This window comes from Bacteroides sp. Ga6A2, assembly GCF_000702225.1.
Classification (GTDB): Bacteria; Bacteroidota; Bacteroidia; order Bacteroidales; family Bacteroidaceae; genus Ga6A1.
This window is the reverse complement of the sequence record NZ_JNKX01000013.1, coordinates 93,623-107,985: the sequence shown is the minus strand read 5'-3', so window position 1 is coordinate 107,985 and position 14,363 is coordinate 93,623. Positions and strand designations below refer to the sequence as shown.

13 protein-coding genes are annotated in these 14,363 nt (G+C 41.5%); 8 read left to right on the top strand and 5 right to left on the bottom strand.

Features of this window, described 5'->3' with window-relative positions; translation table 11 throughout:
• Positions 1–17 precede the first annotated feature (17 nt).
• Genes rpoN through T538_RS0104010 form a run of 4 tightly spaced genes read left to right on the top strand, consistent with a single transcriptional unit; the run spans position 18 to position 4,491 of the window.
• Complete coding sequence (gene rpoN, locus T538_RS0104025; RefSeq protein WP_081834852.1) at positions 18–1,499, top strand: RNA polymerase factor sigma-54; 1,482 nt, start codon at positions 18–20, stop codon at positions 1,497–1,499.
• Positions 1,496–2,125, top strand: coding sequence for a hypothetical protein (locus T538_RS0104020; RefSeq protein ID WP_231497060.1), 630 nt, complete (start codon positions 1,496–1,498; stop codon positions 2,123–2,125). Before rpoN ends, T538_RS0104020 begins: the two co-directional genes overlap by 4 nt.
• A 5-nt stretch (positions 2,126–2,130) precedes the next feature.
• Positions 2,131–2,637, top strand: coding sequence for a 5-(carboxyamino)imidazole ribonucleotide mutase (gene purE, locus T538_RS0104015; protein WP_031532299.1), 507 nt, complete (start codon positions 2,131–2,133; stop codon positions 2,635–2,637).
• Entirely contained in the window at positions 2,638–4,491 is a 1,854-nt protein-coding gene (locus T538_RS0104010) for a 4-hydroxy-3-methylbut-2-en-1-yl diphosphate synthase (RefSeq protein WP_031532298.1), read from the top strand.
• Between the two features lie 46 nt (positions 4,492–4,537).
• Here T538_RS0104010 and T538_RS0104005 read toward each other — a convergent pair whose 3' ends face one another.
• Positions 4,538–5,413, bottom strand: coding sequence for an alpha/beta hydrolase (locus tag T538_RS0104005; protein ID WP_231497059.1), 876 nt, complete (start codon positions 5,411–5,413; stop codon positions 4,538–4,540).
• 472 nt (positions 5,414–5,885) lie between these two features.
• On the opposite strand from T538_RS0104005, the gene nadA reads away from it, so the two are divergent.
• Positions 5,886–6,878, top strand: coding sequence for a quinolinate synthase NadA (gene nadA / locus T538_RS0104000; RefSeq protein WP_031532296.1), 993 nt, complete (start codon positions 5,886–5,888; stop codon positions 6,876–6,878).
• 15 nt (positions 6,879–6,893) lie between these two features.
• Positions 6,894–7,088 carry a PspC domain-containing protein gene (locus T538_RS0103995; RefSeq protein ID WP_031532295.1) on the top strand — a complete coding sequence of 65 codons (195 nt, stop codon included), beginning with the start codon at positions 6,894–6,896 and terminating at the stop codon, positions 7,086–7,088.
• Between the two features lie 37 nt (positions 7,089–7,125).
• Here the strand turns inward: T538_RS0103995 and dacB are convergent, their stop codons facing one another.
• Complete coding sequence (gene dacB, locus T538_RS0103990; protein ID WP_031532294.1) at positions 7,126–8,391, bottom strand: D-alanyl-D-alanine carboxypeptidase/D-alanyl-D-alanine endopeptidase; 1,266 nt, start codon at positions 8,389–8,391, stop codon at positions 7,126–7,128.
• Positions 8,372–8,644, bottom strand: a complete 273-nt coding sequence (locus T538_RS0103985) for a PH domain-containing protein (protein ID WP_139185369.1) — start codon at positions 8,642–8,644, stop codon at positions 8,372–8,374. The genes dacB and T538_RS0103985 overlap by 20 nt, the downstream gene beginning before the upstream one ends.
• Before the next feature lie 211 nt (positions 8,645–8,855).
• Here T538_RS0103985 and nadB point away from each other — a divergent pair, with 211 nt between their 5' ends.
• Positions 8,856–10,448 carry an L-aspartate oxidase gene (gene nadB / locus T538_RS0103980; protein WP_031532292.1) on the top strand — a complete coding sequence of 531 codons (1,593 nt, stop codon included), beginning with the start codon at positions 8,856–8,858 and terminating at the stop codon, positions 10,446–10,448.
• 141 nt (positions 10,449–10,589) lie between these two features.
• The gene (locus T538_RS0103975) at positions 10,590–11,606 is read left to right on the top strand and encodes an acyltransferase family protein (protein WP_031532291.1); all 1,017 of its coding nucleotides are present in this window, start codon (positions 10,590–10,592) and stop codon (positions 11,604–11,606) included.
• A 31-nt stretch (positions 11,607–11,637) separates the two neighbouring features.
• Here T538_RS0103975 and T538_RS0103970 read toward each other — a convergent pair whose 3' ends face one another.
• Both T538_RS0103970 and T538_RS0103965 read right to left on the bottom strand, forming a co-directional pair.
• Positions 11,638–12,264, bottom strand: coding sequence for a DUF4294 domain-containing protein (locus tag T538_RS0103970; RefSeq protein WP_034538844.1), 627 nt, complete (start codon positions 12,262–12,264; stop codon positions 11,638–11,640).
• 55 nt (positions 12,265–12,319) lie between these two features.
• Complete coding sequence (locus T538_RS0103965) at positions 12,320–14,323, bottom strand: helix-hairpin-helix domain-containing protein (protein ID WP_031540823.1); 2,004 nt, start codon at positions 14,321–14,323, stop codon at positions 12,320–12,322.
• Positions 14,324–14,363 lie beyond the last annotated feature (40 nt).

Here is a 14,363-nt window from a genome sequence, read left to right as displayed (position 1 = left end):
CTATCTTTGCACATTGTATGAAACAAGGAGCAGAAATAAGGCAAGGGCTGGTACAGAAACAGACCACGATTCTAAGCCCACAGCAGATTCAATTCGCCCACCTTCTTGAAATACCGTCGGCAGGTATGGAAGAGTGGGTGAAGAACGCTGTTGATGAAAACGAAGCTCTTTGTAATCAGAACGATAACGACAATGTGCCCGACAACTACGGCGACACGGTTAGCGAGGATATAAAGGAGAAGGACGACATCGTTGACGAATACATGAAGGACGATGACGGCGAACCGCTGTCGAAGGGTACGACGGGCGACTCGGAAAAGAGTTCATATCGCTCTGAGCCAGACAACGAGAACTCGAAAATAGACCTCCTAGTTGAGCAGATGGGCGAATACAATCTGACAGAAAAAGAAAGCACTATTCTGCGATACATCATCGGCTCGCTCGAGAATAACGGACTTCTGCTTACGCCGCTCAACAAACTATCGTACGAACTGAATGTTGAGCAGAACATAAACGCTTCGGAAGACGATATTCTCGACATGATTGAGACTCTTCAGGAGTTCGACCCAGCCGGAGTTGGCGCGCGGAGTTATCAGGAAAGTCTGCTTATTCAGGCGCAACGAATGCATGCCGACACCGCCGAGAAAGAATCTCTGCGAAAATACATCATCGCAATATTCGAAAAGATGTACGACGATTTTCTGCACCAGCGATGGGACATCATTCAGCAACGCCTCAAGATTGACGACGAAACGCGTAACAAAATCAGACAGCACATCACGCGCTTCATTCCAGCTCCGCTAAGTTCTGAAGAAGGACTTGCCGACCACGGAAGCGCACTTGCCGAGCCCGATTTCATCATAAAAGAAAACTCGGAAGGTGAAGTTTACGTCGTGCTTAACGACAGTCACATTCCGCAGGTTCAACTTAATCCCGAGGTTCAGAGAGAAATTAAGTACATCGAGGAAAAGAAGGACAAGAGCAAGCAGGACAAGCAGTGGCTCAACAACAAAAAGCAAAAGATTGAGAACGCGCGAAACCTCATAGAGATGCTCAGACAGAGAGAACTAACTCTCTACAAGACGATGAAGGCAATCTTCGACCTTCAGAAAGATTTCTTCGTTGAATGTGACGAAACAAAACTGAAGCCGATGATTCTGGAAGATGTGGCAAAACTTGCAAATCTCGACATATCAACCGTTTCGCGAGTAAGCAACATTCGTTTCGTTGAGACGCTCGACGGTCAGATTCTTCCGCTAAAATACTTTTATTCACGCACTTATACATCAAACGACAACGAGAGCAAGACTATTCAAGATGTATTCAGCGCGATAAAAGAAATTATTGATAACGAGAACACCGAAAATCCTTACAAGGACGAAGAGATTGTTGAAAAATTAAAGGAAAAGGGCATTGTACTTGCTCGGCGCACTGTGGCAAAACACCGTACACAACTGGGTTATCCTATTGCCAGCGTACGAAAAAACATAAAAAGATGATGAGCGATAAACACTTAATCACAACAGCAAAGTTCGTATCAACGATGTTCACACCACTGTGTGTGCCGTTGCTGGCTTTTGCAATTTTATTCACATTCAGTTATCTGAGCCTGCTTACGCTTGGCTTCCGCCTTGTTGTACTCGGCATGGTTGCAAGCTTTACAATAATTCTGCCAAAATTCGCCATTCTTCTGTACCGAAAGATGAACGGCTGGACTCTCCGTCAGGCAAGCAAGCGCGAAAACCGCGTTGTACCTTATCTGCTTACCATAACATGCTATATTGCATGTCTTTACCTGATGTACAGTTTGGCAATGCCACGCTTTCTGAGCGCAATAATAATGGCAGGACTGATTGTTCTTGTAATCTGCATAACCATCAACCTTTGGTGGAAAATCAGCACACACATGGCTGGCATCGGCGGACTGATAGGCGGACTTATTCCACTCAGCATGTCGTTCGAATACAACATGACGTGGTGGATGTGCTGTGCAATAATATTTGCAGGTATGTTGGGCACAAGCCGAATGATTCTGCGCCAGCACTCGCTTGGACAGATAATCGTAGGCTTCTTCGTGGGATTTTTTAGTGCGTTTTGTATAATCTATAAATATACGTTAATTTAATAAATATGAATGCAATTGTAAGTATTATAATGGGCAGCACTTCCGACCTTCCGGTTATGGAGAAGGCTGCAAAATTCTTGGAAGAGATGCAGATTCCTTTCGAGATGAACGCTCTTTCGGCTCACCGCACTCCAAACGAGGTTGAAGAGTTTGCACGAAATGCAAAGAGCCGCGGCGTAAAGATTATCATTGCCGGCGCAGGAATGGCTGCTGCTCTTCCTGGAGTTATCGCAGCAAGCACTACCCTTCCGGTTATCGGCGTTCCTATCAAAGGTATGCTCGACGGACTCGACGCTATGCTCAGCATCATTCAGATGCCTCCGGGCATTCCGGTGGCTACCGTTGGTGTGAACGGAGCACAGAACGCTGCAATTCTGGCTGCCGAGATGCTTGCACTTTCCGACGAAAATCTAGCAAAGAATCTTGCCGAATACAAAGAAGGACTGAAGCAGAAGATTGTAAATGCCAACAAGGAGTTGAGCGAAATAAAATATAAGTTCAAGTGTAACTAAATGGAAACAGATTTTTTTAACTACTCGCGAAGAGAATCTGTAGAGGTTCATGTAGGAAACACGTGTCTTGGTGCCGGAAATCCCGTAAGGATTCAGAGCATGACAAACACGTCTACTATGGATACCGATGCTTGCGTTGAGCAGAGCAAGCGCATTATCGATGCCGGCGGCGAACTTGTCCGTCTTACAACTCAAGGCGTAAGAGAGGCTGAAAACCTAAAGAACATCAACGCAAAACTGCGTGCACAAGGTTATAATCAGCCTTTGGTTGCCGATGTTCACTTCAACCCTCACGTTGCCGACGTGGCTGCTCTCTATGCCGAGAAAGTGAGAATAAATCCGGGCAACTACGTAGATGCCGCCCGCACATTCAAGCATCTTGAATATACCGAAGAGGAATATGCTCAGGAACTAAAGAAGATTGAAGAAAAGTTCGTACCTTTTCTTAATATATGTAAGGAGAATCACACAGCCATCAGAATTGGTGTAAACCATGGCTCGCTTTCCGACAGAATAATGAGCCACTACGGCGATACTCCCGAAGGCATTGTTGAAAGTTGCATGGAATTCCTTCGCATCTGCGTAAAAGAAAACTTCAACGATGTGGTAATCTCGATAAAGGCGAGCAACACCGTAGTTATGGTGCAGAGTATGCGTCTTTTGGTCGAAGTTATGCAGAAGGAAAATATGAAATTTCCACTCCATCTTGGAGTTACCGAGGCTGGCGACGGCGAAGACGGACGTATTAAGAGTGCAGTTGGAATAGGCGCGTTGCTATCCGATGGCATAGGCGACACCATTAGAGTTTCGCTGAGTGAGGCTCCCGAGGCTGAAATTCCTGTGGCAAAGCATCTTGTTGAATACATAGGCAAGAGAGCCGGACATCAGTACATTCCGGGAATTGCCGACAAGAACTTCAACTTTACAAAGCCATCGCGCCGCGCTACTAAGGCTGTCCGCAACATTGGCGGAGACAACCAGCCGGTGGTTATTGCTGCCGACATTGAAGGCAAGCGTACTTCTGTTGCCAATGCCGATTTCACTCCCGACTATGTTTACTGCGGACAGAATCTGCCTGCACCAGAAAAGCGCATAGCCAAGGATTATATCGTAGATGCCGACAGATGGGACGGCGAGGCTAACACATGGCCAGTGTTCCGTTACGATCAGTTGCTTTACATAAGCGCATGTCAGGCACCGCTTAAATTCTTATTTTTGCCTTACATGGCTTGCACCGACGAGGCTATCGCTTGTCTTAAATATCACCCGGAAGTAGTGGTAATCTCGCAGAGCAATCACCAAAATCGTATTGGCGAGCATCGAGCCCTCGCCCACCAACTTATGAGCGAAGGTTTGCAAAACCCAATAGTTTTCTTCCAGCATTACAACAAAAGCCAGGAAGAGAAGGGCGATTTCCAACTTGAGAGTGCCGCAGACATGAGCGCGCTTCTGTTCGATGGTTTTACCGATGGAATAATGCTTCTTAATCTTGGCAATCTCTCGGCAGATGATGTTGATGCCACGGCATTCGGCATTCTCCAGGCAGCACGCCTCAGAACCAGCAAGACCGAATATATTTCGTGTCCGGGCTGCGGAAGAACGCTCTACAATCTCGAAGAAACAATAGCCAAGATAAAGGCGGCAACATCGCACCTAAAAGGCCTGAAGATTGGAATTATGGGCTGCATCGTTAACGGTCCGGGCGAGATGGCTGATGCCGACTACGGATATGTTGGCGCAGGCAGAGGAAAAATTTCGCTCTACAAAAAGAAAGAATGTATTGAGAAAAACATTCCGGAAGAAGAAGCCGTTGAGCGTCTGCTCAAATTCATTGCAGAGAACGAAAACAAATAATAAAAAAACGGGGAATGAGTTTATTTTCATTCCTCGTTTTTTTTACTTAAAATATAAGTTGTGCAAAATTATAAAGTCCGTATTTCCAAACCACAAAATCGTGCTTTCCTCCGGGATATTCGATAAGCGTACATGGAACTTCGTTCTTGTCGCAGAAATTCTTAAGGCGCGAACTGTTGAACATCAAGCCGTCTTCATTTCCGCATACCATCCACAAAAGTTTGTTCTCCTTCTTTGTCTTTGCAACATCAGGAATAAGTTGTTCGGGCATCTTTGTGTTTGGTGCTGAAGAAAAACCTCCTACATAGGCAAATGTATCCATGTGGCCGAGTCCGAAGTTAAGCGACTGTCCGCCGCCCATCGACAATCCGGCAACGGCTCTGTGCTCTCTGTCGGTATAAACATTAAATTTACTTTCTATATAAGGTATAAGGTCGGTCAAAAGGTCTCTCTCAAAAATTTCGAAGCCTTTAACCTTGTCCGGACTGAAAATATCGCCCTCAGCCTTGTCGTTAGGAATGGCACGTCCGTTAGGCATCACAATTATCATCTCCTTAGCCTTTTTGTTGGCATATAGATTATCCATTATTATATTAGGTACGCCGAGCATCCACTCCTTGTGGTCGCCACCAATTCCGTGCAGTAGATACAGAACAGGATACTTCTTTTTCTTTGAATAATTTGGTGGAAGATAGATTGTAGCCTTTCGCGTTGTTCCAACGGTGAAAGACTTGTATTCAATCTCCTTGATTGTACCTCGAGCAATGTTCGCCATCTCCTTGTCGAAGTAGTATGGCGCAGCCAGATACTTGTCAAAATGACATTCAATTTTAGGAGTATCAGGCATTACACCAATCTCAGGCTCCTGTGCTTTTGCATACAACGATACAAACAACAGTGCTAACAGAAATAATTTTTTCATTTTAATGCTGTTTAGTTTTTATGATAATAAATTAAAGACGAAGCAAAGATAGTAATTATAGTTTAAAAGAGGTTAAAAAGTAATTTAAAACTTATTAAAAGAAAAAAACAACTATTCTTGCCGATTTCGAAAAATATTATATACAGCCATTGGCACAACATATCCAAATAAGTTAGAAGAAAAATATAAATGAAATTTAAACCCAAAAATATTGGATTTTTATTAGCCTCTTTCTGCAAAAGATTTTAACTTTGCAACGTATTAACACTATGTTAAAAATAGGGAAAACATCAGCCTTATGCCCCATCACACGGCACTTTAGGCATGTTGAGAATTATTTTATAACTCTCGCTCCCGAAACAATAACCTAAAAAGCAACTTTAACGCTGCTTTTTTTTAAACCATATAAACAGACAATCATTATCATCATAAAATTTTCTTCAAAATAAAATAAATAAAATTATATAATAATATGATTAAGGAAGAATGGTTGAAAAGTGGTTTTGTAAACGAACCCGTCAACGAGGGAACAGATATAAAGGCTGAAATAAGAAAGATGTGTAAGGAGAAGAATGCCGTCATCTTGGCACACTTCTACACCGAAGGCGAGATTCAGGACATTGCCGATTTCGTGGGCGATTCTCTGGCATTGGCTCAGTGGGCTGCCAAGACCGATGCCGACATCATCGTGATGTGCGGTGTTCATTTCATGGGCGAGACAAACAAGATTCTCTGTCCAAACAAGAAGGTGCTTGTGCTCGACCTTAACGCTGGCTGCTCTCTTGCCGACAGTTGCAAGGCTGAGGATTTGAAAAAGTATAAAGAAGAGCATCCGGGATACAAGATTGTTTCTTATGTAAACACAACGGCGGCCGTAAAGGCTCTCACCGATGTTGTGGTTACATCTTCGAACGCAAAGCAGATTGTTGACAGTTTTCCTGCCGACGAGAAACTCATCTTCGGCCCCGATTACAACCTCGGAAACTACATCAACTCCGTTACTGGCAGAAAAATGCTTTTGTGGAACGGCGGATGCCATGTTCACGAGAAATTCAGCGTAGAGAAAATTCTTAAACTTAAGGCTGATAATCCAGATGCCGTTATTCTTGCCCATCCTGAATGTAAGGGCGCGGTTCAGAAGTGTGCCGATGTTATTGGCTCAACTGCCGCACTTCTTAAATATGCTGTTAAGAGCGACAAGAAGACTTTCATCGTAGCTACAGAAAGCGGAATTCTTCACGAGATGCAGAAGCAATGCCCCGAGAAGACATTCATTCCTGCACCTCCCGATGATGCTGGCTGTGCTTGCAACGAGTGCAACTACATGCGCCTTAACACTCTCGAGAAACTCTACAACACCCTCAGGTATGAGTGGCCTGTAATAGAGGTATCTGAAAGCGTGGCAAAAGAGGCAGTAAAGCCAATCCAGAAGATGCTTGACATTTCTGCAAAGTTAGGAATCTAAAAAATATATATTATTATGGAGAAGAAGAAGAAACTAATGAGGTCTAACGACAGAGTAATCGCAGGCGTTTGCGGCGGTTTGGGCGAATATCTTGACGTAGATGTTTCTATTGTGCGTATAGGTTATGTTATTATAACTTTTGCATCGTGTTTTACGGCATTGCTGCTGTATATTGCAATGGCTATTATAATTCCTGATAAAAATATGTAAAAAAAGAGCGCAGAAAATAAAAATCTGCGCTCTTCTTTTATTCTGTTAGAATCTGGCACACACTATCCTGAAATCTGTGCCCTATGAAAGTCTTCATTATTCCTTGGTTTATTATGCAGAAGGCAAGCAGATGACCGTTTTTTGCGGTGCAGAAACCAGCCAGACTGCTGATGCCTGTTACCGTTCCGGTCTTTGCTCTTACGTTCTTGAAAGCCGTGCCTGATTGCATTCTTTTTGCAAGAGTACCGTCAACTCCGGCAATCGGGAGCGATGGGTAAAGATGTTGATAAATATCGGTGTGCTGATATGCGTATCGCAGAATTCCAACCTCAAGTTCGGGAGATACATAATTGTATAACGATACGCCGCTTCCGTCTGCAATTCGGTAATTCTTAGGATTATAGCCTGCCAGAGTTATTGTGTGCTCTATGGCTTTCTGCGAGTCTTTGTAAGAAATCTGCTTTTTGCCGCTTGTCTTGCCCAGATGGTAGAACATAGCTTCGGCATAGAGGTTGTCGCTTTTTTTCATCATTTGCGTAAGGATGTCATCGATAGAGTGGCTGCATCTCTTAACAAGAATCATGCTACTGTCTTTTGGACAAGTTCCGTATTTAAAAGAGCCTGAGAATTCTATTCGTTTCTCCCTCATCTTGCTTTTGAACGAAGGCAGGAAATTGTCCTTTCGGTTGTAAAGAAGCGGAACAAGGCGAGGCATATTGTCGTCCCAGCACCAGCCTTCGCCCCAGTACAGAGTATCTTTCATCGTGATGTCGCCTATTATTCTGCCCTTCACCTTTGTTCCGAGTGTTTTCTGAACGGCAAGAACCATCGAGTTTAACTCCACGTCGCCAAAGGCAGGGTCGAATCCGCCTACAATATAAATGTCGCCGTTGAATGAGTTTCCCGAATGAATACCTTTTCCGTAGAGTGTGGTGTCGAAATGATAAGAGCTTCCGAGTTGCGATAGAGCAGCCACGGCTGTTATAACCTTCTCGGTAGATGCCGGGCGGAAAAGTTGTCGGCTGTTAACGCTGAAAAGCAGCGAGTCAGAATCGAGGTCGTACACGCATATTCCTATCTGCGATGTTTGCAGATAGTCGCTCTTTATAAGTTTTGCAAGTTTGTATTGCAAGTTCTGAGGCCACTTCAGGTTGCCGTCGCTGTCAATGCGGTCGATAAGCGTCTCGATGGTATCGGCTGTGGTCTCGTAATCGTTATATGGATTATTATGTTTAAGTTGTGCAAATGTATTACCTGCAAATGCTAAAAAGGCAATAAAAATGCTAAAGAATCTCTTTATCATTATCTTTGTTGAATTTCTCTATCATTCTTATAAATTCGTCTTCCTTCAGCGGCGTAAGTCCTATATGCTTGCAATAGTCGTAGTGCAGAACCACTACGCTGATGCCATATTTTCGTATCCGCTCTATTTTTGTTACAGACTGCAAAGGTAATATAATTTTGCTTCTAAACGTGCCTTGATATACTATTAAATTGCCGTCGGTGGTTATAGTGTATGTGCCTTTTATGGTTTTGTCGATAATAATAATAAGCATAACGGCTAGGGGTAATGCTATTAAAGGTTTCTTGTGCCATAACATTGCGAAAACTAATATTGCAAGTACTATAATGTATATGTAGACGTAAAAATTAGTTTTAATATGAAATATTCTGTTCATATAAGTTCTTTATAAGTGAATTTTGGCGGGCAATTTACAAATTTTCCAACTATTTTTAATAGTTTTGCACCAACTTTATATTATCATCATGATAAAAAAATACGATTTTCTAATTATCGGTTCAGGTGTAGCCGGTATGAGCTACGCTTTAAAAGTAGCACGTTCTAATAAAGGAAAAGTAGCCATCGTATGTAAGACTACACTTGAGGAGGCAAACACCGCTAAGGCACAGGGAGGCATTGCCTCGGTAACAAATCTTCTGGTAGATGATTTTGAAAAGCATATTGAAGACACAATGGTGGCTGGCGACTACATAAGCGACAGGGCTGCCGTCGAGAAGGTTGTGAAGAATGCACCTTCGCAGATTGCTGAGTTGGTTAAGTGGGGAGTACATTTCGACAAGAAGGAAAACGGAGAGTTCGACCTTCATCGCGAGGGAGGACACTCAGAATTTCGTATTCTTCATCATGCCGATGATACCGGTGCCGAAATTCAGCGCGGACTGATGAACGCCGTTCGTGCCAACGAAAATATAGAGATTCTCGAAAATCACTTTGCCGTTGAAATAATAACCCAGCATCATCTGGGCGTTGAGGTAACTCGCCGCACTCCTGATATTGAGTGCTTTGGTGCTTATATCCTCAATCCTGATACTGGCAAGATTGATACATATCTCAGCAAGGTAACTCTTATCGCTACTGGCGGAACAGGAAGCGTTTACTCAACCACAACAAATCCTAACATTGCAACAGGCGATGGTATTGCTATGGTTTATCGTGCCAAGGGAACTGTTCAGGATATGGAATTTGTTCAGTTCCACCCTACTTCGCTGTTCAATCCGGCTGAGACTCATCCTGCATATCTTATAACCGAGGCTATGCGCGGATACGGCGGCATTCTCCGTCTGCCTAATGGTGAGGAATTCATGCACAAGTACGATGAGCGTCTGAGTCTTGCTCCGCGCGACATTGTTGCCCGTGCCATCGATAACGAGATGAAGATTCACGCACTCGACCACGTTTGTTTGGATGTAACCCATAAGAATCCCGAAGAAACAAAGAAGCACTTCCCTAACATATATGCAAAGTGTCTGAGCATCGGCATTGATATTACAAAGGAATATATTCCGGTTGCTCCGGCTGCTCATTATATGTGTGGTGGTATAAAGGTAGATTTGAACGCTTGTTCAAGCATCAAGCGCTTGTATGCCGTTGGCGAATGTTCGTGCACAGGCTTGCACGGCGGAAACCGTCTGGCTTCAAACTCACTTATCGAGGCTGTTGTTTATGCCGATGCAGCAGCAAAGCACAGCATCGAGCACATAGATGAATATGAATATAACAACCAAGTTCCTGAATGGAACGATGAAGGTACTCTTACCAACGAGGAGAAAGTGCTTATTGCTCAAGATGTTAAAGAGGTTGGCCAGATAATGAGCGCATACGTTGGCATTGTCCGCAGCGACCTTCGTCTTAAGCGAGCATGGACTCGTCTCGACATTCTTTATGAAGAGACTGAGAATCTTTTCAAGCGTGTAAAAGCAACAAAGGATATTTGCGAGTTGCGTAACATGATAAATGTTGGATATCTCATTACTCGTCAGGCTATTGAGAGAAAGGAAAGCCGAGGTTTGCACTACACTCTCGACTATCCAAAGCATGCTTATGATGCAAAGAAATAAGTAAGATAACGGCAAGCATATTTACTTAATATTAATTTGTAATTTACTTATATTAATTTGTAATTTACTTATATTAATTTGTAATTTACTTAATATTAATTTGTAAATGTGCTTGCTTTGATTTTAACTTTAAGTTTATATATGAAGCGTATTGAATACATTGATGCCTTGCGTGGTTTTGCAATATTCTTGATGGTTGTAGGTCACGTAATTCCTAATTTGTATCTGAATAAGCAGATTGTCCTACCTAATTTACAAACTTGGATATATGCTTTTCATATGCCATTGTTCTTTACAATCTCTGGATACTTTATTTATAGAGACAGTAAAATAACAGCCAAAGAAGCTATGAATCAGATATATAAGAAATTTTTGCAATTGCTTCTTCCTGCATTTGTAATGTCATTGTTGTATTCATTTATATGGAAAACTGATTTTTCGAATAATTATTGGTTTTTGTATGCTTTATTCAAATTCTATTTGTTTTGCGTAATTATTCAATATATAAACAGCAGACTTTCTATAAAGAATGACTATATCCTCTTTGCCGAATTTGTATTATTGTATGTTTTATTAAACATGTTAACTTACGTTAAACTGTTATATGTATTTGGCGATTACTGGATATTAACTGATAATATTGGTTATTTACCTTTCTTGGTGTTAGGAGTTTTCTTAAGGAAGTTCAATAAAGTAAATAATTGGTTTAAAGAAAATTATGTATTCTATACTCTACTTTTGTTGGTAGTATTATTTTCGTTGAATATTATTTTTGATGTGTCATGTATAATAAAAGATGAGTATTTTGATTATCTTGTAAAATTTAGGACTTTTGTTCTTATTTTATTCTTCTGGAGTTTGTTTATGAAGTATTTGCATAAAATTCCAAAGAAGATAAATTCTTATTTAATAAATATAGGCTCGCAAACAAAGGAAATATACATTTTGCATGCTTTTCTTCTTTATAATGTGCCGTTTGTAGGATATAAAATTGTAGGGATTGAGTCAATTATACCATATTCATCCATTTTTATGCAGTTGTTGATAGCATTACCATTAAGCGTTCTTGTTGTATACGTTTCGCTTTGTATAAAGAAAATTTTAAATTTAAATAAAATAGTGGCTCTGCTAACTTTAGGTGAATACAAAATAAAATGAGTTTCAGAATTCTGATACTCATTTTATTTTTTTATAACTGTCCGTTTTCAACCAGAAGAACAACTCGTTCTGTGAGTCTGTCATCTGTTTCGGATTTGTATTCTTTCTTCAGACTTGCGCCGAAAACCGAGGCAAATGCCTGATAGCATCCCGATTTGAATGATCCCATAAACGCCTTTATAAGTTCGTATGCTGGCTGGTTACACTCTCGGTCAACCAGTTTTATAAGCAGTTTGCCTTGCGCGTATGTAAGTTTTTTCATTTGCGGAGTGTACTGCTCTTTAATTCCTTTCTCAACGCGTTTTATATGAGCGTCCTTTGCTTTTTTGTTTGGCAGAGTCTCCAAAATTTCGTATGTCTCTTTTACAGTCTGATTTACTTGCTTTGCAATCGGAAGAGTTTTCTTTACATTTCGTACAAGCTTGTAATATCGAGCCATCTCTCTATCATTTTTAAACACAAGTTTAGGATAGATGTAAATGTTTTGTAACTCTACGTATGCAATAGTATCGCCCCTATACAAGCACTTGCCAATCTTTATTCTTGGTGCGGCAATAGGTTCGCCGGGGTCGTATTTATCCTTATCGCTCTGTGCCGTAGCCGGCAGGCAGAGTGATAAAAATACTATAAGCACTATATTTTTAATAAACTCACGCATTTCGTTGCAAATGTATAATTTTTTAGCGAGAATAAAACAATAAATAGTTATTTTTCTAAAACTTATACATTACTTGTACCTGAAGGTCTTGCTTGTGATTGGAATTTATTTCTTCCTGACTGCTGCCTATTTTATCTTTGTTGGTATACCTAGTCATTCCAGCCTTAAGAAGAATGCTGATATTTTTGTGCGGAGTGTATTTGCTTGTAAGTGCATAGCGCATGCCGTGCGAGTAGAACGAAGGATAAGAGAAGGTATAAAGCAAATTATGCTCGTATGCATAGATTCGGCTGTCATAGTCGTCGGTGTTGAAAAAAGTAGCATCGAGATTTGTCTTGAACTTGTTGTTCTTCGTTGCATAGCCTACACTCTGCTGAACAAGAAAGCCTCTGCTCGATGTGTATTTAGACCTGTAAAGGCTGTATGAGCCTGTTGTCTTGAACTTAAACTGACTAACGCTCAACGTTCCCTGAAGTCTGGCTGTGTGAAGCCAATATGTTGCCAGAACTTTTTCGTTTTTGTCAATCTTGTAGTCCTTCTGACTGCGTTTTCCTCTGTATCTTGCCGACAGACTGAAACTTCGTGTTGGCTCCCACGTTGTAAGCGAATATACATCTGTTCCGTGCGATGAAGCAGTTACCAGATATTTGGGCTTCGGAAAATAATACCAGTCGCCGTAGAGTTCTTGCTTGAAATATCTGTTTATGTCGAAAGTCGTGCCCAGATACAATCCTCTCTCGTTCTTTGCCTTGCTTCCTGCCGAGAATGAGTTAGAATAGATGGCATTGTATCTGTACGAGTAAAACCGAGGGATGCACACAATGTTCCATCCCAGAACTGGAGAGATGTTGATATAGTTTATTGCGGCTATTCCTCCGCTGTTTGAAGTTGCTATCTCTGCCGAATAATTAACAAATCTGTTAACATACTCAATATTAACACTACCGTTATAAAAAGTGCTTCCAACCGGGTCGAATTCCTTATAATATAAGGTCGGTTCTTTAAACGCCGTGTTGAAATGGTTGTAAACAAACGTTGCTCCAACCTTAAAATTGTTGAAAGTAAATGTTATGTTGCTGCCTGCAAGTGTATTATATATGTTATGCTTTTTGTCAATTTCTGATTTGGTTCTGTGAAGTCCGTCATCTTTTATCGTACTTATCAACGAGTCGTTTGTCAGCGTAGCGTCCATAGGTTGATAACTGTAATAAACAGTCTGTTCATAGTGTTTATTGTTAATAGTAACTGCCGCGCCTGTGAAAAATCCGTATTCGCTTGTCGATGAGTGTTTCTTTATTCCGCCGTTGTTGTTAAGCGAGTGTAACGCCGAACTTTTTCCGTACTGAAAGCCCGAATTCAGAACCAATCCTTGTCCGAACGAGAGTTTGTATCTGCCAACTATTGCTCGCTTAACAATTCCGATGTTCTGAAGCATCAAGTAGAACGAATAGAAGTCGAACGTCTTGTTGCTGCCTTTGAAGAAAGGCTCTCCGGCATCCTTCTCTGCCGTGAAACCAAGGTAAAGATTGTCTTTGTAATGGAAGTTGTACCTTATGCTGTGATAAAGAGCATTTCCGTTGTACTTTCTGTTCGGATATTTCTTCAGAATACTATCCGAATAATGCTTGTATCCAGCTTTCTTGTACCCTAACGGGATGTCGGTGCGAGCCACCAGTTCGCTTCTTCCGTATTTCAAAATCTGCCTGAGTGATGGGTAGGTCACCTCGGTAGTGGTGTTGTTAGAGGCAGTCAGAAATAGTTCGAGAAAGGTTCGTTTCTTGTAGTCGAGTTTGTTAACAAGTTGAAGTTCTGACAGCGATTTCACAGGACCGTACACATAAACGTACTGCAAAATGTTCTCAATGTCCTTCTCGTCGATGAATGGAAGTTGTCTCAGGTCGTTCTGGGTAGCCTTGTTTATGTCAATCTTGTTGTTGTAGATTTCATAAAGTTGTTCTACCAATGTTTCAACTCCTTGTGTTTCCGATTCATCGTCGTCAATCAGTTGTTGTACAAATTCGTCCCATGTTATTGTATTTGTCTGTGCTTTAATATTCACACCTTTTAAAGCGCCAAATAGCACATTAAATAAAATAAAA

Bases quoted from the DNA above. Each gene is read 5' to 3' on its own strand.
- nadB (WP_031532292.1), top strand. From the start codon at position 8,856: ATGATAAAAAAATACGATTTTCTAATTATCGGTTCAGGTGTAGCCGGT.
- T538_RS0103975 (WP_031532291.1), top strand. From the start codon at position 10,590: ATGAAGCGTATTGAATACATTGATGCCTTGCGTGGTTTTGCAATATTC.
- rpoN (WP_081834852.1), top strand. From the start codon at position 18: ATGAAACAAGGAGCAGAAATAAGGCAAGGGCTGGTACAGAAACAGACC.
- T538_RS0103995 (WP_031532295.1), top strand. From the start codon at position 6,894: ATGGAGAAGAAGAAGAAACTAATGAGGTCTAACGACAGAGTAATCGCA.
- T538_RS0104005 (WP_231497059.1), bottom strand. From the start codon at position 5,413: ATGAAAAAATTATTTCTGTTAGCACTGTTGTTTGTATCGTTGTATGCA.
- T538_RS0103985 (WP_139185369.1), bottom strand. From the start codon at position 8,644: ATGCTTATTATTATTATCGACAAAACCATAAAAGGCACATACACTATA.
- T538_RS0104020 (WP_231497060.1), top strand. From the start codon at position 1,496: ATGATGAGCGATAAACACTTAATCACAACAGCAAAGTTCGTATCAACG.
- dacB (WP_031532294.1), bottom strand. From the start codon at position 8,391: ATGATAAAGAGATTCTTTAGCATTTTTATTGCCTTTTTAGCATTTGCA.
- T538_RS0104010 (WP_031532298.1), top strand. From the start codon at position 2,638: ATGGAAACAGATTTTTTTAACTACTCGCGAAGAGAATCTGTAGAGGTT.
- T538_RS0103970 (WP_034538844.1), bottom strand. From the start codon at position 12,264: ATGCGTGAGTTTATTAAAAATATAGTGCTTATAGTATTTTTATCACTC.
- nadA (WP_031532296.1), top strand. From the start codon at position 5,886: ATGATTAAGGAAGAATGGTTGAAAAGTGGTTTTGTAAACGAACCCGTC.
- purE (WP_031532299.1), top strand. From the start codon at position 2,131: ATGAATGCAATTGTAAGTATTATAATGGGCAGCACTTCCGACCTTCCG.